Source organism: Mesorhizobium sp. M1066 (assembly GCF_040318635.1).
Taxonomy (GTDB): Bacteria; Pseudomonadota; Alphaproteobacteria; order Rhizobiales; family Rhizobiaceae; genus Mesorhizobium.
In genome coordinates, this window is sequence record NZ_JAMYMR010000002.1 from 474,672 (window position 1) to 489,413 (window position 14,742).

The 14,742-nt window shown below is 61.8% G+C and carries 10 protein-coding genes; 8 read left to right on the forward strand and 2 right to left on the reverse strand.

Features of this window, described 5'->3' with window-relative positions; translation table 11 throughout:
* Complete coding sequence (locus tag NKH52_RS05315) at positions 1-1,329, reverse strand: NAD(P)H-dependent oxidoreductase (protein WP_352733913.1); 1,329 nt, start codon at positions 1,327-1,329, stop codon at positions 1-3.
* Positions 1,330-1,747: 418 nt separating this feature from the next.
* Here NKH52_RS05315 and NKH52_RS05320 point away from each other — a divergent pair, with 418 nt between their 5' ends.
* The 6 genes from NKH52_RS05320 to NKH52_RS05345 all read left to right on the forward strand — a co-directional run bounded on the left by NKH52_RS05320 (position 1,748) and on the right by NKH52_RS05345 (position 9,301).
* The gene (locus tag NKH52_RS05320) at positions 1,748-2,665 is read left to right on the forward strand and encodes a MurR/RpiR family transcriptional regulator (RefSeq protein ID WP_352733911.1); all 918 of its coding nucleotides are present in this window, start codon (positions 1,748-1,750) and stop codon (positions 2,663-2,665) included.
* Positions 2,666-2,711: 46 nt separating this feature from the next.
* Positions 2,712-4,154: an amidase gene (locus NKH52_RS05325; protein ID WP_352733909.1), complete on the forward strand. Its 1,443-nt coding sequence runs from the start codon at positions 2,712-2,714 to the stop codon at positions 4,152-4,154.
* A gap of 180 nt (positions 4,155-4,334) precedes the next feature.
* On the forward strand, positions 4,335-5,759 hold the full coding sequence (locus NKH52_RS05330; RefSeq protein ID WP_352733907.1) for an ABC transporter substrate-binding protein: 1,425 nt from the start codon (positions 4,335-4,337) through the stop codon (positions 5,757-5,759).
* Between the two features lie 74 nt (positions 5,760-5,833).
* A complete protein-coding gene (locus tag NKH52_RS05335; RefSeq protein ID WP_023811025.1) occupies positions 5,834-6,772 on the forward strand; it encodes an ABC transporter permease in 939 nt (312 codons plus the stop codon).
* Positions 6,769-7,620 carry an ABC transporter permease gene (locus NKH52_RS05340; RefSeq protein WP_236383514.1) on the forward strand — a complete coding sequence of 284 codons (852 nt, stop codon included), beginning with the start codon at positions 6,769-6,771 and terminating at the stop codon, positions 7,618-7,620. Before NKH52_RS05335 ends, NKH52_RS05340 begins: the two co-directional genes overlap by 4 nt.
* A 1-nt stretch (position 7,621) precedes the next feature.
* Positions 7,622-9,301, forward strand: a complete 1,680-nt coding sequence (locus NKH52_RS05345) for a dipeptide ABC transporter ATP-binding protein (RefSeq protein ID WP_352733905.1) — start codon at positions 7,622-7,624, stop codon at positions 9,299-9,301.
* A 347-nt stretch (positions 9,302-9,648) separates the two neighbouring features.
* Here the strand turns inward: NKH52_RS05345 and NKH52_RS05350 are convergent, their stop codons facing one another.
* Entirely contained in the window at positions 9,649-10,182 is a 534-nt protein-coding gene (locus NKH52_RS05350; protein WP_023811021.1) for a TetR/AcrR family transcriptional regulator, read from the reverse strand.
* Positions 10,183-10,328: 146 nt separating this feature from the next.
* Here NKH52_RS05350 and NKH52_RS05355 point away from each other — a divergent pair, with 146 nt between their 5' ends.
* Both NKH52_RS05355 and NKH52_RS05360 read left to right on the forward strand, forming a co-directional pair.
* Positions 10,329-11,660, forward strand: a complete 1,332-nt coding sequence (locus NKH52_RS05355; protein ID WP_352733903.1) for an efflux RND transporter periplasmic adaptor subunit — start codon at positions 10,329-10,331, stop codon at positions 11,658-11,660.
* On the forward strand, positions 11,657-14,740 hold the full coding sequence (locus NKH52_RS05360; protein WP_127295200.1) for an efflux RND transporter permease subunit: 3,084 nt from the start codon (positions 11,657-11,659) through the stop codon (positions 14,738-14,740). Before NKH52_RS05355 ends, NKH52_RS05360 begins: the two co-directional genes overlap by 4 nt.
* Positions 14,741-14,742 lie beyond the last annotated feature (2 nt).

Below are 14,742 nucleotides of genomic sequence, written 5' to 3' on the forward strand. Positions count from 1 at the left end.
TCACGCTCCCACGGACCCATAGACAAGCTTGTCCTGGCGGGCGCGCAGTTCGGCGATCTTGGAGCCCGCCGCGGGCGCTGCATTCGCGTAGGTTATGAGCTCGCCCTTCTTGATCGGCGTGGTGACCGAGCCGCCCTGCAGCAGGCCGCAGGGAATGGCCTTGGCGGCGCGCGCCTCAGGCGTCGTCATGATCCAGGCACGATAGCAATATTCGCCGATCGCATCGAGCTTCTCGCCGGGCTTCATGTCCTTCTTGGCCACGGCGGCGACTTCGGCCACCGGTTTGGCCAGCGGCACCATGTCGGCCTTGCCGTAGAGCACGACGCGCGCGCAGGTCAGCGGCACTTCGAGCGAGGTCAGGTGATAAGGACGATGGAAAGTGAAATACGGGCCTTTGCCCATCTTCAAATCTTCCATACGCTCGGAGATGCGCGGATGCGACATGTCGGCAACGACGAAGACGCCGGGCGCGACACCCTTGCCGATCGAATAGTCGACGACGCCGACCCTCGACAGCACGCCGCCATCCTTCTGCGGCACCAGCACCTTGGACAGTTCGCCAAGCGTCGCCGCCGGGCCATGCATGCCGGCCTTGTCTGGAACCAGGCCGGTGGCATTGGCGATCGCCGCCATCTCGACCATGGTCTTGGAGCCGTCGACGAATTCAACCAGCATCCGCACATTCATGTGCCGGCGCTTGGCTTCCTCCTCATAGTCTGGGGGAATGGCGTCGATGTTGAGCGGATTGTTCTTGCCCTTGCCGGCGGCAACGATCGGATGCCCCATGGCCGAAACGAATTCGATCAGTTCCATGCAGGAGGACGGCTCGTCGCCGGCGCCCAGCGAATAGGTGACGCCGAGCCGGTCGGCCTCGCTCTTCAGATAGGCGCCGATGGTGACATCGGCCTCGACATTCATCATCACCAGATGCTTGCCATGTTCCATGGCGCGCAGCCCGATCTCGGCGCCGACGGCGGGAACCCCGGTGGCGTCGATGACGACGTCGATCAGATCGTTGTTGATGACCAGATTGGCGTCGTTGGTGACCGCCACCTTGCCGGCCTCCATCGCCGCGGTCATCGCCGAAGCGTTGGACACTTCGCGCGCATGCCCGGTTTCCTGGAAGGCGATATCGACCGCCTTGCTGGCGGCAGGCAGGTTCAGTTCGGAAATGGCGCCGATCTCGATGCCCGACATATGGGCGACACGAGTGACGATGTCGGTTCCCATCTCGCCCGAGCCGATCAGGCCGATACGGATAGGCTTGCCCGACCTGGCGCGTTCCTCGAGATCGCGGGCAAGGCCCGTCAACGAAACATTGGAAGCCATACCGCTCGTTCCTCCCATAATGCAGGCTTGTTCGATTGCCTGACGGGTATTGAACATCTGTATTTCTGTCAAGACTAATGTCCAGATTCTCGTGCTTAAAACCACTTTCCCGGCAGCCCGAACCACGGAGGAAAACGAAGCTGGGAACCGCGCGACGCGCAAAGACACGTTCGCTCGCAGTCGCGCTGGAACAACGCCAGCGCGGGACGCTTTTTGGGATTATGGACGGCTGTGAAATAAAAATACCGGAATATAAAACTATAAAATTTATCTTTCATGGCGTGTTCTCGCGTGCTAGCGTCGCGTCACGACTGGAAATGAACTGCCCTTCCTGGGGTGGCCTTTTCCGGTCTGTTCCAAATAGGTCTGCCAAGGGACGTTGCGGTCGGTGAAGATGAAAACGCCTGGCGAGAAGACTGTGTCCAGTGAGACTGAGGTGGCCAGTGCGCTGGAAGCCAGGTTGCGTGAGGGCTGGCTGGATTTCGCCCGGACCGAGCAGGCAATCGCGCGATACCTGCTCGCCAACATCCATGACATTCCCTTTGAAACTGGCGCCACCATTGCCGTCGGCGCCGGTGTAAGCGAGGCAAGCGTCACCCGTTTCGTACGGCGTCTCGGCTACACCGATCTCAAGGAAATGAAGCGTGGCCTGCGCTCCGCACCGAAAGCCGCTGGCCCGGGCCTGGACAGTGCCGAGTTGCGTTTCCGCATCGGCGGGGAAAAGCAGGAGCGGTTGGCTCGCAGCCTGGAGATGGAGCAGCAGGCCTTGACCGCGGCCTATGGCCTTGCCCAGGGCGAGATGTGGTCCGAAATCGTTCATCTGCTGAGCACCTGCGATCGCGTGAACTGCGTCAGCTTCCAAGCAGTGAAGGGATTGGGGCTCGATTTCGCGACGCGTCTGCGCTGGGTGCGGAGCGATGTCCGCTTTGCCGAAGGTTTGGGCGGCACGTTCTCGGAAATCCTCACCGATAGCGGCGAAAATTCTTGCGTGCTGCTGATCGACACGGCGGAATACGCAGCGATGAGCTTTCGGCTGTGTGCCCAGATCAAGCGCCGAAAGATTCCTCTGATCATCGTTACCGACAAATACAGTCATTGGGCATCTGAATACACAAAACTGGCGCTCGAAGTATCGACGCGCGTCGACCTGTACTGGGATTCGACGGCCGCGATAAGTTCGGTTCTGAACCTCCTCACGCATTCCGTTGCCGAGAAACTCGGTAAATCGGCCGAGACGCGGATGAACGAGCTGGAGGATATCGCCGGAATCCTGCGGACCTTCCACAAGCCGCCACGGCGCGTCGCACGGCACATCAAAGAAGAAGGCGAAGAATGACGATGCATCACCCGTTGCTGAAACCGCGGACTGTCAGGGCAAGCGCATGAAGTTGACGGAATACGCCGCCTATGACGGCGTTGGTCTGGCCGAGCTCCTGCGCAAGCGGGAAGTTACGCCGCGCGAACTGGGAAACTGCATCCTTTCAGGGATCGCCGCGGTCAATCCGCAACTCAATGCCGTGATCGAAACCTATGCCGATGCGATCGAGGGGCTGGGCGACGCTCCCGGACCAGCACCTTTCCACGGCATGCCGACATTGACCAAGGATTTCCCTATCGAAGCCGGCCGGCCGGGAGAGTTCGGCAGCGTTCTTGCCAAGGGTTTCATCTGCGGCGACGATCACGCCTTCTGGGTGAAAATGCGATCCGGCGGCCTTGCCAATATCGGGCGCACCACCACGTCGGAATTCGGCATAGCGGCGGCAACCGAATCCTCCCTCTATGGTGCGACACGCAACCCCTGGGATACCAGCAGGGGTGTTTCGGGATCGAGCGGCGGCGCAGCCGCGGCCGTTGCCGCCGGCATCGTTCCCTTCGCGCAAGGCGCCGACGGTGGCGGCTCCATTCGCACCCCCGCCGCCTTTTGTGGTGTCGTCGGCCTGAAGCCGTCTCGTGGACGGATCAGCGGCGCGCCGGAATCGAATGCGCCAATGCTGGGTCTCGCCATTTCATTCATGCTGACACGCTCGATCCGAGACACGGCGGCTTTGCTTGATCTGGGGTCTGGTGCGCTTCCCGGCGACAGCTATGAGATCGTCCCTCCAACCACCAGCTATGCCCAGGCGATCAAGACGCCACCCAAGGCTTTGCGCATTGCCCTGTGCACAACGTCCTGGTCCGGCTATCCGCTCGACGCCGAGGTGAAGGCGGCAGTTCTCGAAGCGGGCAAGAGGCTGGAGCAACTGGGCCACAAGGTCGTCGAAGCCGGGCCTGTGTTCGATTATGAGCGCTATCTGGCGGCACAGAAAGTGATCTGGGCAGCTTCTACGGCGCAGTCGCTCGACGAGTTGGCGGGCTTGCTGCGACGGCCGGTCGAAGAGGCCTGCCTGCAGCAGACGACACTTGCTGTCTATCGCCATGGCCGAACGCTGGACGCGGCAAGCCTGATCGCGGCCCTCGCTGTTTATGACCAGATCACGCGGACGGTTGGCGAATTCCTGGCCGTCCATGACGTGCTGGTGACGCCGACTTGCGCGATCTCGCCGGAGTTGCTCGGCACGCACAACCCGGATCGTCCCGGCCGCGACATCGATACGGTGTTCGCCGATCTGGCGCCGAAGGAGACGTTCAGCGCGCTCTTCAACGGCACCGGATCGCCGGCGATATCCCTGCCGCTCGGCTGGACGCAAAACGGCCTGCCGATCGGAGTGCAGTTTGTCGCCGCATTCGGACGCGACGATCTGCTGCTACGGCTAGGTGCGGTGCTTGAGGCCGACTACGCCTGGCACCAGCGCCAACCACCTACCCACATCACCAAGACTGCTTAACCAACAAGGACTGCTTGAACCAACAAGCATGGAACGGCCCCGGGAACATCATCAACGAAAATGGGAGATTGTCATGGACGCAGAGTATTCCTCAAAAGTGCGGCGCTTGCCGGCTTCAGCATCGCGACATTGCCGGCCACATTGCTTCGAGCCAATGCTGACGGCAGCAAGATACTGCGTATGGCCTATGGGGCCGAGGTTCTCACCCTGGACCCGATCAAAACCACTTACGGAGCCGATATCCTTATCCAGGGCATGATGTATGCACGCCTGCTGCATGCCAATGCCGATCGCACAGAAGTCGGCCCGGGCCTTGCCGAGAGCTGGGACATCGCGGATGACGGCAAGACCTATACCTTCCACCTGCGCGAGGCCAAATTTTCCGATGGGTCGCCGATCACGGCCGAGGACGTGGCGTTCAGCTGGAACCGCATGCGCTTCCAGAAGGATTCCGCCTATGCGGCGCCGTTTCAGCCCCTGACCAAGGTCGAGGCAAAGGACGCCAGGACAGTGGTGATGACGCTCGACCGCAAATTCACGCCCTTCCTGACGCTGACCGAAATCTGGAATACCGGCATCGTGCCGAAGGCAGCGGTCGAGAAAATGGGCGACGACGCTTTCGCCAAGGCGCCGGTCACATCAGGGCCGTTCAAATTCGTCGAATTGAAGCCGGGAGACCGCGTGGTCCTTGGCCGCAACGAGCATTATTACCGCCAAGGCGAGCCCAAGATCGACGGCGTCGAATTCCGCTATGTCCCGGACGACAACACCAGGGTCTCGATGTTGCAGGCGGGCGAACTCGACGTCTGCCTCGCAGTTCCGGCCCCGCGCATGGCCGAGTTGAAGGCCGCCGGCTTCCGGGCCGACCCTGAACCTTCGAGCACCACCTATGACATGCTGATCAACCATTCGGCAGAACCCTTCAACGACCTCAAATTCCGCCAGGCCGTCAGCTATGGCATCGACCGCACGGCCATCAATGCCGCGGTGACGCTGGGTCTCGGCACGCCGGCCAGTTCCATCATGAGCCCTACGCTCGATTTCTTCGACAAATCGCTCCCGGTCATTGCCCGAGACGTCGAAAAGGCCAAGGCCCTGCTGGCCGAATCCGGCAAGATCGGAGCCAGTTTCGAACTCATCCAGAATGCGGGAAGTGCCGACGAGGAAAAGGCGGCGGTACTGATCCAGGCGCAGTTGGCGGAAGTCGGCATCACCGTCAACATTGCCAAGATCGATTCAACCCAGGCATGGACCCGCCTCGCCGATGGCGAGTATCAGGCGGAAATGAACTGGTGGTACAACGAGACGCGAGATCCCGACAACGCATTGCGCTGGTGCGTCTGGGGCGCGGGCGACAACAAGTCCTACTACACCCGCTACAACAACGAAACGGTCGACAAACTGATCGATGAAGCCTCGGGTGAGGCGGACAATGCCAAACGGGCCGAGCTCTATGCCCAGATCCAGAAGACCGTGGTGGACGAGGTGGCGCAGGTGGCGCTCTATCACCCGACGTGGCTCAACGCCTACGCTCCGAGCGTGAAAGGGTTGGTCCTGAACGTCGGCCTGCAATTCTCGTCCATCGGCGGGACCAGCCTGGATTGATCGGCACAGGATGCGAGGCGGGGACGAGACACTTCATCCCCGTCTCGCATCGATTTGACACCAGGATCCCGACCATGAATCGATTCTCCTTCGTGCTTAGACGGCCGATACAGTTGATCCCCGTGCTGCTGGGTATCAGTGTGATCACCTTCCTGCTGCTGCAAATGACACCCGGCGATCCGGTTCGCCTCATGCTTGGCCCCAAGGCCAGTCAGGAGGCGATCGAATTCGTGCGGGCGCGATACGGTCTCGATCAGCCCATCCCCGTGCAGTATTTCTATTACGTGCTGAATTGCCTGCGCGGCGATTTCGGTCAGTCGATCGCCTTCCGGGGTCCCGTCAGCGGCGTCATCGCGGCACGGATCGCGCCGACGGTTTTCTTGATCCTCTATGGCCTTGTCATCTCGCTGCTGTTGACATTCGCGCTCGCGGTCACCGCTGCCCGGCAGCGCGGACGGTGGATCGATCACCTCATCCGTCTCGTCTGCGTCGCGGGCGTCGGCGTGCCGTCCTACTTTGTCGGCTTGCTGCTGATCATGGGCTTCTGCCTGCGGCTGAAGATCTTCCCCGTCTCTGGATACGGACCGACCTTTATCAACAATCTGTGGCATCTGTTCCTGCCGGCCCTGACGATCGGCATCGGGGTGACGCCGATCCTCGCGCGCAATCTGCGCGCGACCTTCATTCAGCAGCTGGACAAGGATTACGCGATCGCCTGCCGCTCCAGGGGCCTGCCGGAAAGCTATATCTTTTCCCGACATGTATTCTGGAATTCCCTGTTGCCGACGGTCAATCTGCTGGGCGTCGTGGTCGCCTTCCTGATCGGCGGAACGGTCGTTGTCGAAAATGTCTTCAACATTCCAGGGCTCGGCAACCTGCTCATCCGCGGCGTTCTCACGCACGACCAGTTCGTCGTCCAGGCGGTGGCCCTGCTGCTTGCCGTAGGTGTCGTCATTTCGAATTTTGCCGTCGATGTCTTGACCGCCATTCTCGACCCAAGGGTGGAATTATGAGCGATGTGATGCAGGGCAGCGGCTCCTTGGCCATGGCGCGTATCCGGACGATGCCGGCAACCTTGATCATTGGCGGCGCCATCACCTTGGCCTGGATCGTCGTGGCCATTTTGGCGCCGGTGCTGACCAGTTTCGACCCGATCAAGGTCGATGTGATGCAGGCGCTGAAACCACCTGGCGCCGAGCATTGGTTTGGCACCGACGCCATCGGCCGCGATGTCCTGGCGCGGACACTGTTTGCCGCACGCTACGATCTCGCAATGGCCTTCTTCGGCGTCGTCGGTCCGATCATCCTGGGGACGATCATCGGCCTTATCGCCGGCTATCTGGGTGGCCGGATCGATGCCGCGCTGATGCGCATCCTCGAGGTCACCGTATCATTTCCCTATTTCGTCCTCGTGATCGCCATCGTGGCCGTGCTGGGACCCGGCCTCAAGAGCTACTTCATCTCGCTCACCTTGGTGAACTGGGTCAGCTATGCGCGACTTGTGCGGAGCCAGGCGTTGGTGCTGCGCGGCGTCGATTTCGTGCTGGCGGCACGTGGCATGGGTTTTGGGCATTTGCGCATCATGCTGTTCCACATCCTGCCGAATGCCATCGTCCCATCGATCGTCTTCGTCATGACCGATGCCGTGCTGGCCATCGTGCTCGGATCATCATTGGGTTTTCTCGGCCTCGGCGTACAACCGCCGACGCCCGAATGGGGCGCCATGATCGCGGATGGGCAGACCTACCTGACGACCGCATGGTGGATTGCGATCTTCCCAGGCATCGCCATCTGCCTTCTGGCGCTGGGCCTCTCGTTGACCGCTGATGGTCTCGCCCGCCTCCTGAACACGGAATCCTGAGATGAGCGACCTCGTCAGCGTCGAGAACCTCACCATCGACTTCGCCACCAATTTTGGCGACGTCCACGCCCTGCGCGGCGTCAGCTTTTCACTAAAAGCGGGAGAGGTCCTTGGGATCGTCGGTGAATCCGGATCGGGCAAGACGGTGGCCTGCAGGGCCATCCTCAAGCTGATTGCCGGCAACGCACTGGTGAAGTCGGGCCGGATCATGTTCGAGGGCAGCGACGTCCTCGCCATGAAGGATGCCGAGCTGGGCCGGCTGCGCGGCGGGCAAGCGGCGATGATCTTCCAGAACCCGTCGACGCATCTTGATCCGATCATGACGGTCGGGCGTCAGGTGGGCGAGGCGATGGTGGTCCATCAGGGCATATCCTGGCGGCAGGCCAATGCGCGGGCGGTCGGACTGCTCGAAGACATGCATATCAAGGACGCGTCAAGGCGCGCGGGCGCCTATCCTCACGAACTGTCCGGTGGCATGCGTCAGCGGGTGATGATCGCGGCGGCCCTTGCCTGCGAACCGAAACTGCTGATTGCCGACGAGCCCACGACGGCGCTTGATGTCACGGTGCAAGCTCAGATACTCGACCTGCTCCGCGGCATCCGGCGTGAACGCAAGCTGTCGGTCATTCTGGTCTCTCACGACCTTGGCGTGATCGCGGAAATGTGCGACCGCGTCGTCGTCATGAAGGACGGTGCGGTGCTGGAAATCGGCTCGGTCGATCAGATCCTGCGTGACCCCGCCCATGAATACACGAAGCGCCTGATCGCTTCCCAACCCTCGCTGATGAAGCCGACCACGCATGCCTGCCCCGTGGCGACGGAACCGCATCTCCTGGTGAAGAACCTGTGCGTGAACTTCTACCCAGGGCAGAGCCTTGCAGCCTGGGCGACTCGCAAGCCGCCGCAAATCGTGCGCGCCGTCGACAATGTTTCGCTGGCATTGCGGCGCGGTGGGGCACTGGGGATCGTCGGCGAGTCCGGTTCCGGCAAGAGCACCATAGCCCGGGCTATTGCAGGCCTTGTGCAGCCGGAACAAGGAGAGATCGAGGTGGACGGCCAATCGCTCGATCGCGCACTGAGGCAGCGCCGACCGGAGCAGGTTCGCAAACTGCAGATGGTGTTCCAGGACCCGTTCATGTCCCTCAACCCGGCGTTTACGGTTGCGCGAACTCTGGCCGAACCGCTGCGGCAACAGAACATCTGCCCGGAAAGAGACATCCCGGAGCGGATCCGCGAGCTGATGGAAAAAGTGGAATTGCCACGCCAGTTGCTGGGCCGACGCACCACGCAGCTTTCCGGCGGCCAGCGGCAGCGCGTCGGCATCGCCAGAGCGCTGGCGCTGGAGCCCGAGATCTTGATCGCCGATGAAGTCACCTCCGCTCTGGACGTCACCATCCAGGCCCAGGTGCTCGGCCTCTTTGCGCGGCTGCGCCGCGAATTGTCGCTGACGCTGATCCTGATTTCCCACGATCTGGGCGTGGTGCGTTATCTCTGCGAGCACGTTGCGGTCATGCAGCACGGCAAGCTGGTTGAGTATGGCAACACGGAAGACGTTCTGGATCGTCCGCAGCAGGCCTATACCCAAGAATTGATCGCCGCTATCCCGAAACTCTCGCGTCGAACGAGCAGCGGAATCCAACCAGGAGACACCCCGCTACTGGCCGCCGGAAGCAAATGCTAGACTAAAGCCTTCAGGGCCGAGCGTGATCGAGCACGGCAGCGTCAGCACCCAGGCAAGCAGCAAATTGCGTCGGGCGTTGCCGGAACGATGGCGGCGAACGGTTCCGGCTGCAATGGGGCGACGGTGCGCACGCCGAAGGCGGGCAGGAACCACTTCGCGCTGCCCGATTGTTCCAGCGGATGATCCGGTCTCGGAATGCCCGCCTCGCTGGAAACTATTCCACCATGTCCCACTCCAGATGCATTGCAGCAAAGAACTGGGAAGACGCTATGGCCGCACGATGAACCCTGTGTGACGCCGGCGAACCGCGTTGACGCACAGGCCTGGCCGAAAAGCGGGTGGGCGACCTATTTGGCAATCTCGAGCAGGGACGATACCAACAACTCGCGCTCGTCTTTCGACAGGACATCCGAATCGAAGAGGTTCATGCTGCGCAATCCCTCGATGGCGAGATAGCAGATCAATAGCGATTTGAGATCCGGCGTTTCGCCTTTCAGCCGCTCGAAAAGCTGCCGCTTGAAGGTCTTTATCGGCATCATGAAATCGGGATCCTCGGCGATGGCCGAGAAGATCCAGGACGCCGACGGCTGCTTTTCCTCGCAATCATTGGCCGACAGCCTGATGTAGACGGCCAGGGGATTTTCGTCCTTGTCATTTGTGCGGGCGGCTTCCAGCGCGTGCTCGAACTCACGCAGATAGCCTTCGACCAAACCTTGCATCAATTTGGCCTTGGTCGGGAAGTTGTAGAGGAGCCCTCCTTTCGACACGCCGGCACGGCTGGCGACGGCATCCAGCGACAGGCTGCCTGGTCCGGATTCCCGGGCAACATCAGCCGCCGCGGCGAGAATCTTCTCGCGCGAATTCGGTCGTTGGGCTCTCATGGTGCCTCCCATCGCAAGCTTAGGCCCAATTGACAAGACCGTCCAGACGGTACAGTAAGACCGCCATTATTTGAAATCGGGACCCGCAGTCGATATGTGTCCCGATATCCGCGCTTCGCGCCGGATTTTCGACTGAGGGGACTTCCTTGTTCAAGCGCATACTCCGTATATTTATCATTGTTCTGGTTTTGGCCCTGCTCGTCGTCGTGGTCGGCGGCATCGTCGGCTTCAACTTCCTGCGTGACAACGGCATCAAGCAGTACTTCGCATCGATGAAGCCGCCGGCAGCAACCGTTTCGACAACCATCGCCAAGCCTTCGGCCTGGACGCCCGGCGTCGAGGCGATCGGTACGGTCAAGGCCGTGCGCGGTGTCGACCTGACGGTCGAGACCACCGGTATCGTCAAGGACATCCTTTTCCATGCCAACCAGAAGGTGGCGGACAATGCGGTTCTGCTGCAGCTCGATGACGCCGTCGAGCGCGCCGATCTCGACGCACAGAAGGCGCAGGCCGCGCTCGATCAGACATCGCTTGCCCGCGCCATCGAACTGACCAGGCGTGGCGTTGGCTCCGACTCGACGCTGGACACGGCGCGTGCGGCGGCCTCGGCCTCGGCGTCTCAGGTCACCAAGCTGCAGGCCGTGCTCGAGCAGAAGCAGTTGACGGCGCCTTTCGGCGGCACGGTGGGCATTCCGAGGATCGATATCGGCCAGTATCTGGCGCCCGGCACCGCCGTGGTGACATTGCAGGATCTCGACACGATGCGGGTCGATTTCTCGGTTCCCGAACAGCAACTCGCCTTGCTCAAGATAGGCCAGACGATTCGATTGGGCTTTGGCGGTGAGGACAGGCCATTCGCAGGCGCCATTCGCGGCATCGACCCGAAGATCGACTCGTCCAGCCGGCTGGTGAACATCCGGGCGGAAGTCGCCAATCCCGATGGCAAGCTGACCCCCGGCCAGTTCGTGCAGGTGCGTGTCGAGCTGCCCGAAGAGCAGAACGTGCTGACCCTGCCGCAGACGGCGCTGACGACAAGTCTCTATGGCGACTACATCTTCGTGGTGCAGCCAGCCAAGCCCGCCGAGGCGGCGCCAGCTGCCAAGCCGGAGGAAAAACCCGCCGCGCCGGCAGCCGACAAATCGGCTGATGCCAAGCCTGCGGACACCAAGCCGGCCGATGCCATGAAGCCGGCGGCTGATGCAGCCAAGCCCACCGCCGATGCGGCAAAGCCGACTGACCAGGTTCCCGATGCGGCCAAGCCGGCGGCGGAAGGTAACAAGCCCGCGCTCGTGCTGTCGCAGGTGTTCGTCAAGCCCGGCCGCCGCAATCAAGGCATGGTCGAGATCGTCGAGGGGCTGAAGGCTGGCGACGAAGTCGTCACCGCCGGTCAGAACCGCCTCTTCAACGGCATGTCCGTCGTTGTGGACAACACCATCGACCCGACCAAATCGGCAAACAAGCAGGCCGAACAGCAATGAGCTTTTCAGACCTCTTCATTCGCCGGCCTGTTCTTTCGACGGTCCTTGCCTGCATGATCCTGCTCCTGGGTTTCCAGGGCATCTTCAACCTGTCGATCCGGCAGTATCCGAAGGTCGATGAAACGGCGATCACCATCACCACGGCCTATCCGGGCGCCAGCGCCGATCTGATCCAGGGCTTCATTTCCGCCCCGATCGCGCGCGCCGTCGCCTCGACCGAAAACATCGACTACGTCACCTCGTCCAGCCGCCCGTCCTCCAGCACCGTGACGGTGCAGATGAAGCTCGGCTCGAACCCCGACGTCGCGCTGACCGAAGTTCTGTCCAAGGTCCAGGGCGTGCGCGGCACTTTGCCGGACGCGTCGAAGGACCCTGTCATCGTCAAGGGCACCGGCCAGCAGTTCGCGATGATGTACATCTCGATGCAGAATCCGAACATGACGAAGGAGCAACTGACGGAGTATATCGAGCGCGTCATCAGACCGCGCATGTCGACGGTCGAAGGCGTCGCCGACGTGCAGATCTTCGGCGCCCAGGAATACTCGATGCGCGTCTGGATCGATCCGGTCAAGCTTGCCGCGCGCGGCGTGACGGCCTCCGAACTGCTGACGGCGATCAACAATTCCAACTTCCTGTCGGCGCCCGGCAACACCCAGAACGAGTATGTCGTTTCCTCGATCACCGTGCGCTCGACATTGCAGACGCCGGAGGCATTCGCCGAGCTGCCGCTGCGCTCTACCGACGGCAATGTGGTGCGGTTGCGCGACGTGGCTCGCGTCGAACTCGCCGCAGAGAACACCGACACCAGGGTCTCGTTCAACGGCAAGCCAGGCACCTTCCTCGCCATCTTCCCGACGCCGGCGGCCAATCCGCTGACCACGGCGGCTGCGCTCACCAAGCTGGTGCCGCAGATTCAGGAGACGCTGCCGAAAGGCATGACGATCGAGGTCGTCTACGACGCGACCGGGCAGATCAGCGCTTCCATCGAAGAGGTGTTCAAGACCATCGCCGAGGCGGTTGCCATCGTCATCGTCGTCATCCTTCTGTTCCTTGGCTCCTTCCGGTCGGTGATGATGCCGATCATCACCATCCCGTTGTCGCTGATCGGCGTCTGCTTCCTTTTGTTTGCTGTCGGCTACTCGATCAACCTGCTGTCGCTGCTGGCCATGGTGCTGGCGATCGGCCTGGTCGTCGACGACGCCATCGTGGTGGTGGAGAATATCCATCGTCACATGGAAGAAGACCACATGTCCCCGATGCAGGCTGCGTTCAGCGGTATGCGCGAAATCGCGTCAGCCATCGTTGCCATGACCATGACGCTGGCCGCCGTGTTCGCGCCGCTGGCCTTCACCGGCGGCCTCACCGGCGCGCTGTTCCGCGAATTCGCAGTCACGCTCGCCGGCTCGGTGGTGCTGTCGGGCGTCATCGCCATCACCATCACCCCGATGATGTCGGCACGCCTCTTGAAGTCCGGCACGCCGGGCCGTTTCCAGCGCATTGTCGACGGCACCTTCGCCCGCGTCGAGCATGTCTATGAACGGGCCGTCACCGGGTCGCTCAATTATCGCCCATTGACGCTGATCATCGTGCTTGCGCTTGTCGGTGTCACCGGCTTCATGTTCACCAAGACCTCGAGCGAACTGGCGCCGGAAGAGGACCAGGGCTTTCTGCTCTCGATTGTGACGGCGCCGCGTTATGCGACCTCCGATTACACCGAGACATACGTCAACCAGATCCTCGGCCTGGTGAAGGATATTCCCGAAACACGGGCGCAGTTCTCGGCCGTCGCCTTCGGTGGCACGACAAACAGCGCCTTCGTCGGCTATGCCTTCAAGGACTGGGCGGAACGCAAGCGCAATTCGAAGGAACTGCAGGCCGACATTACGGCCCGTATCGCCAAAGTGGCCGGTGTCGAGGCTTTCGTCTTTGCACCGCCGACGTTGCCGGGCTCCGGTGGCGGCCTGCCCATTTCCATGGTGGTGAGATCGACCGGCGCTTCCTCGGAAGTGTACGAGGTGGCCGAGCAGATCAAGAACAAGGCGCAGGCCTCCGGCCGCTTCATCGTCGTGCAGAATTCGATGGCCTATGACGCGCCGGAGGTGACGGTGACCATCGACCGCGACCGCGCCGCGGCGCTGAACCTACCGATCGCCGATATCGGCCGCACGCTGACCTTGCTGGTCGGCGGCGCCGAAGTGGCGCAGTTCGACCGCGATTCCAACAGCTACGACATCATCCCGCAGGTGCCGCAAGAGTTTCGCGACAACCCCGACAAGCTCGGCGAATACTTCGTGCGCAGCGTGACGGGCGAGATGGTGCCGCTATCGGCGGTGGTCAAGATTTCGACCAATGCGGCGCCGGCGGCAATCGAGCAGTTCAACCAGCTGAATTCGTCGACGATTTCGGCGCTCCCGCTGCCCGGCGTCACGACTGGCGACGGGCTGAAGGCGCTGGAGGACATTGCCAAGGAGAGCCTGCCCGACACCTTCTTCCTCGACTATTCCGGTCAATCGCGGCAGGAAAAGGAACAGGGCAACACCATCCTGATCGCTTTCGCGGCCGCCGTGGTCGTCATCTATCTGGTGCTGGCGGCGCAGTTTGAAAGCTTCCGCGACCCGCTGATCATCATGATGGCGGTGCCGCTGTCGATCTTCGGCGCGATCGTGCCGCTCAATCTGGGCCTGGGCACGCTCAACATCTACACGCAGGTCGGCCTGATCACACTGATCGGTCTGATAACCAAGCACGGCATCCTGCTGGTCGAGTTCGCCAACCAGCAGCGTGAAAAACATGGCATGCGGCGGCGCGACGCCATCATCGCCTCGGCTAAGGTGCGCCTGCGGCCGATCCTGATGACGACAGCGGCGATGGCGCTCGGCGTTGTGCCGCTGATCACCTCCAGCGGCGCTGGTGCCGCGGCCCGCTATTCGATGGGCCTGGTCATCTTCACCGGCATCCTGGTCGGCACCCTGTTCACGCTCTTCGTCGTGCCCATGTTCTACACCTTCATCGCCAGCAAGGACCTGCCTCATTTGGCGGAGAAGCCGGATCCCAAGCTGATGCCGGCACTGCCGAGCTAGGG

Excerpts from the sequence above, each read along its gene's own strand:
- NKH52_RS05315 (WP_352733913.1), bottom strand. The coding sequence starts at position 1,329 with ATGGCTTCCAATGTTTCGTTGACGGGCCTTGCCCGCGATCTCGAGGAA.
- NKH52_RS05325 (WP_352733909.1), top strand. The coding sequence starts at position 2,712 with ATGAAGTTGACGGAATACGCCGCCTATGACGGCGTTGGTCTGGCCGAG.
- NKH52_RS05330 (WP_352733907.1), top strand. The coding sequence starts at position 4,335 with ATGGCCTATGGGGCCGAGGTTCTCACCCTGGACCCGATCAAAACCACT.
- NKH52_RS05335 (WP_023811025.1), top strand. The coding sequence starts at position 5,834 with ATGAATCGATTCTCCTTCGTGCTTAGACGGCCGATACAGTTGATCCCC.
- NKH52_RS05340 (WP_236383514.1), top strand. The coding sequence starts at position 6,769 with ATGAGCGATGTGATGCAGGGCAGCGGCTCCTTGGCCATGGCGCGTATC.
- NKH52_RS05345 (WP_352733905.1), top strand. The coding sequence starts at position 7,622 with ATGAGCGACCTCGTCAGCGTCGAGAACCTCACCATCGACTTCGCCACC.
- NKH52_RS05350 (WP_023811021.1), bottom strand. The coding sequence starts at position 10,182 with ATGAGAGCCCAACGACCGAATTCGCGCGAGAAGATTCTCGCCGCGGCG.
- NKH52_RS05360 (WP_127295200.1), top strand. The coding sequence starts at position 11,657 with ATGAGCTTTTCAGACCTCTTCATTCGCCGGCCTGTTCTTTCGACGGTC.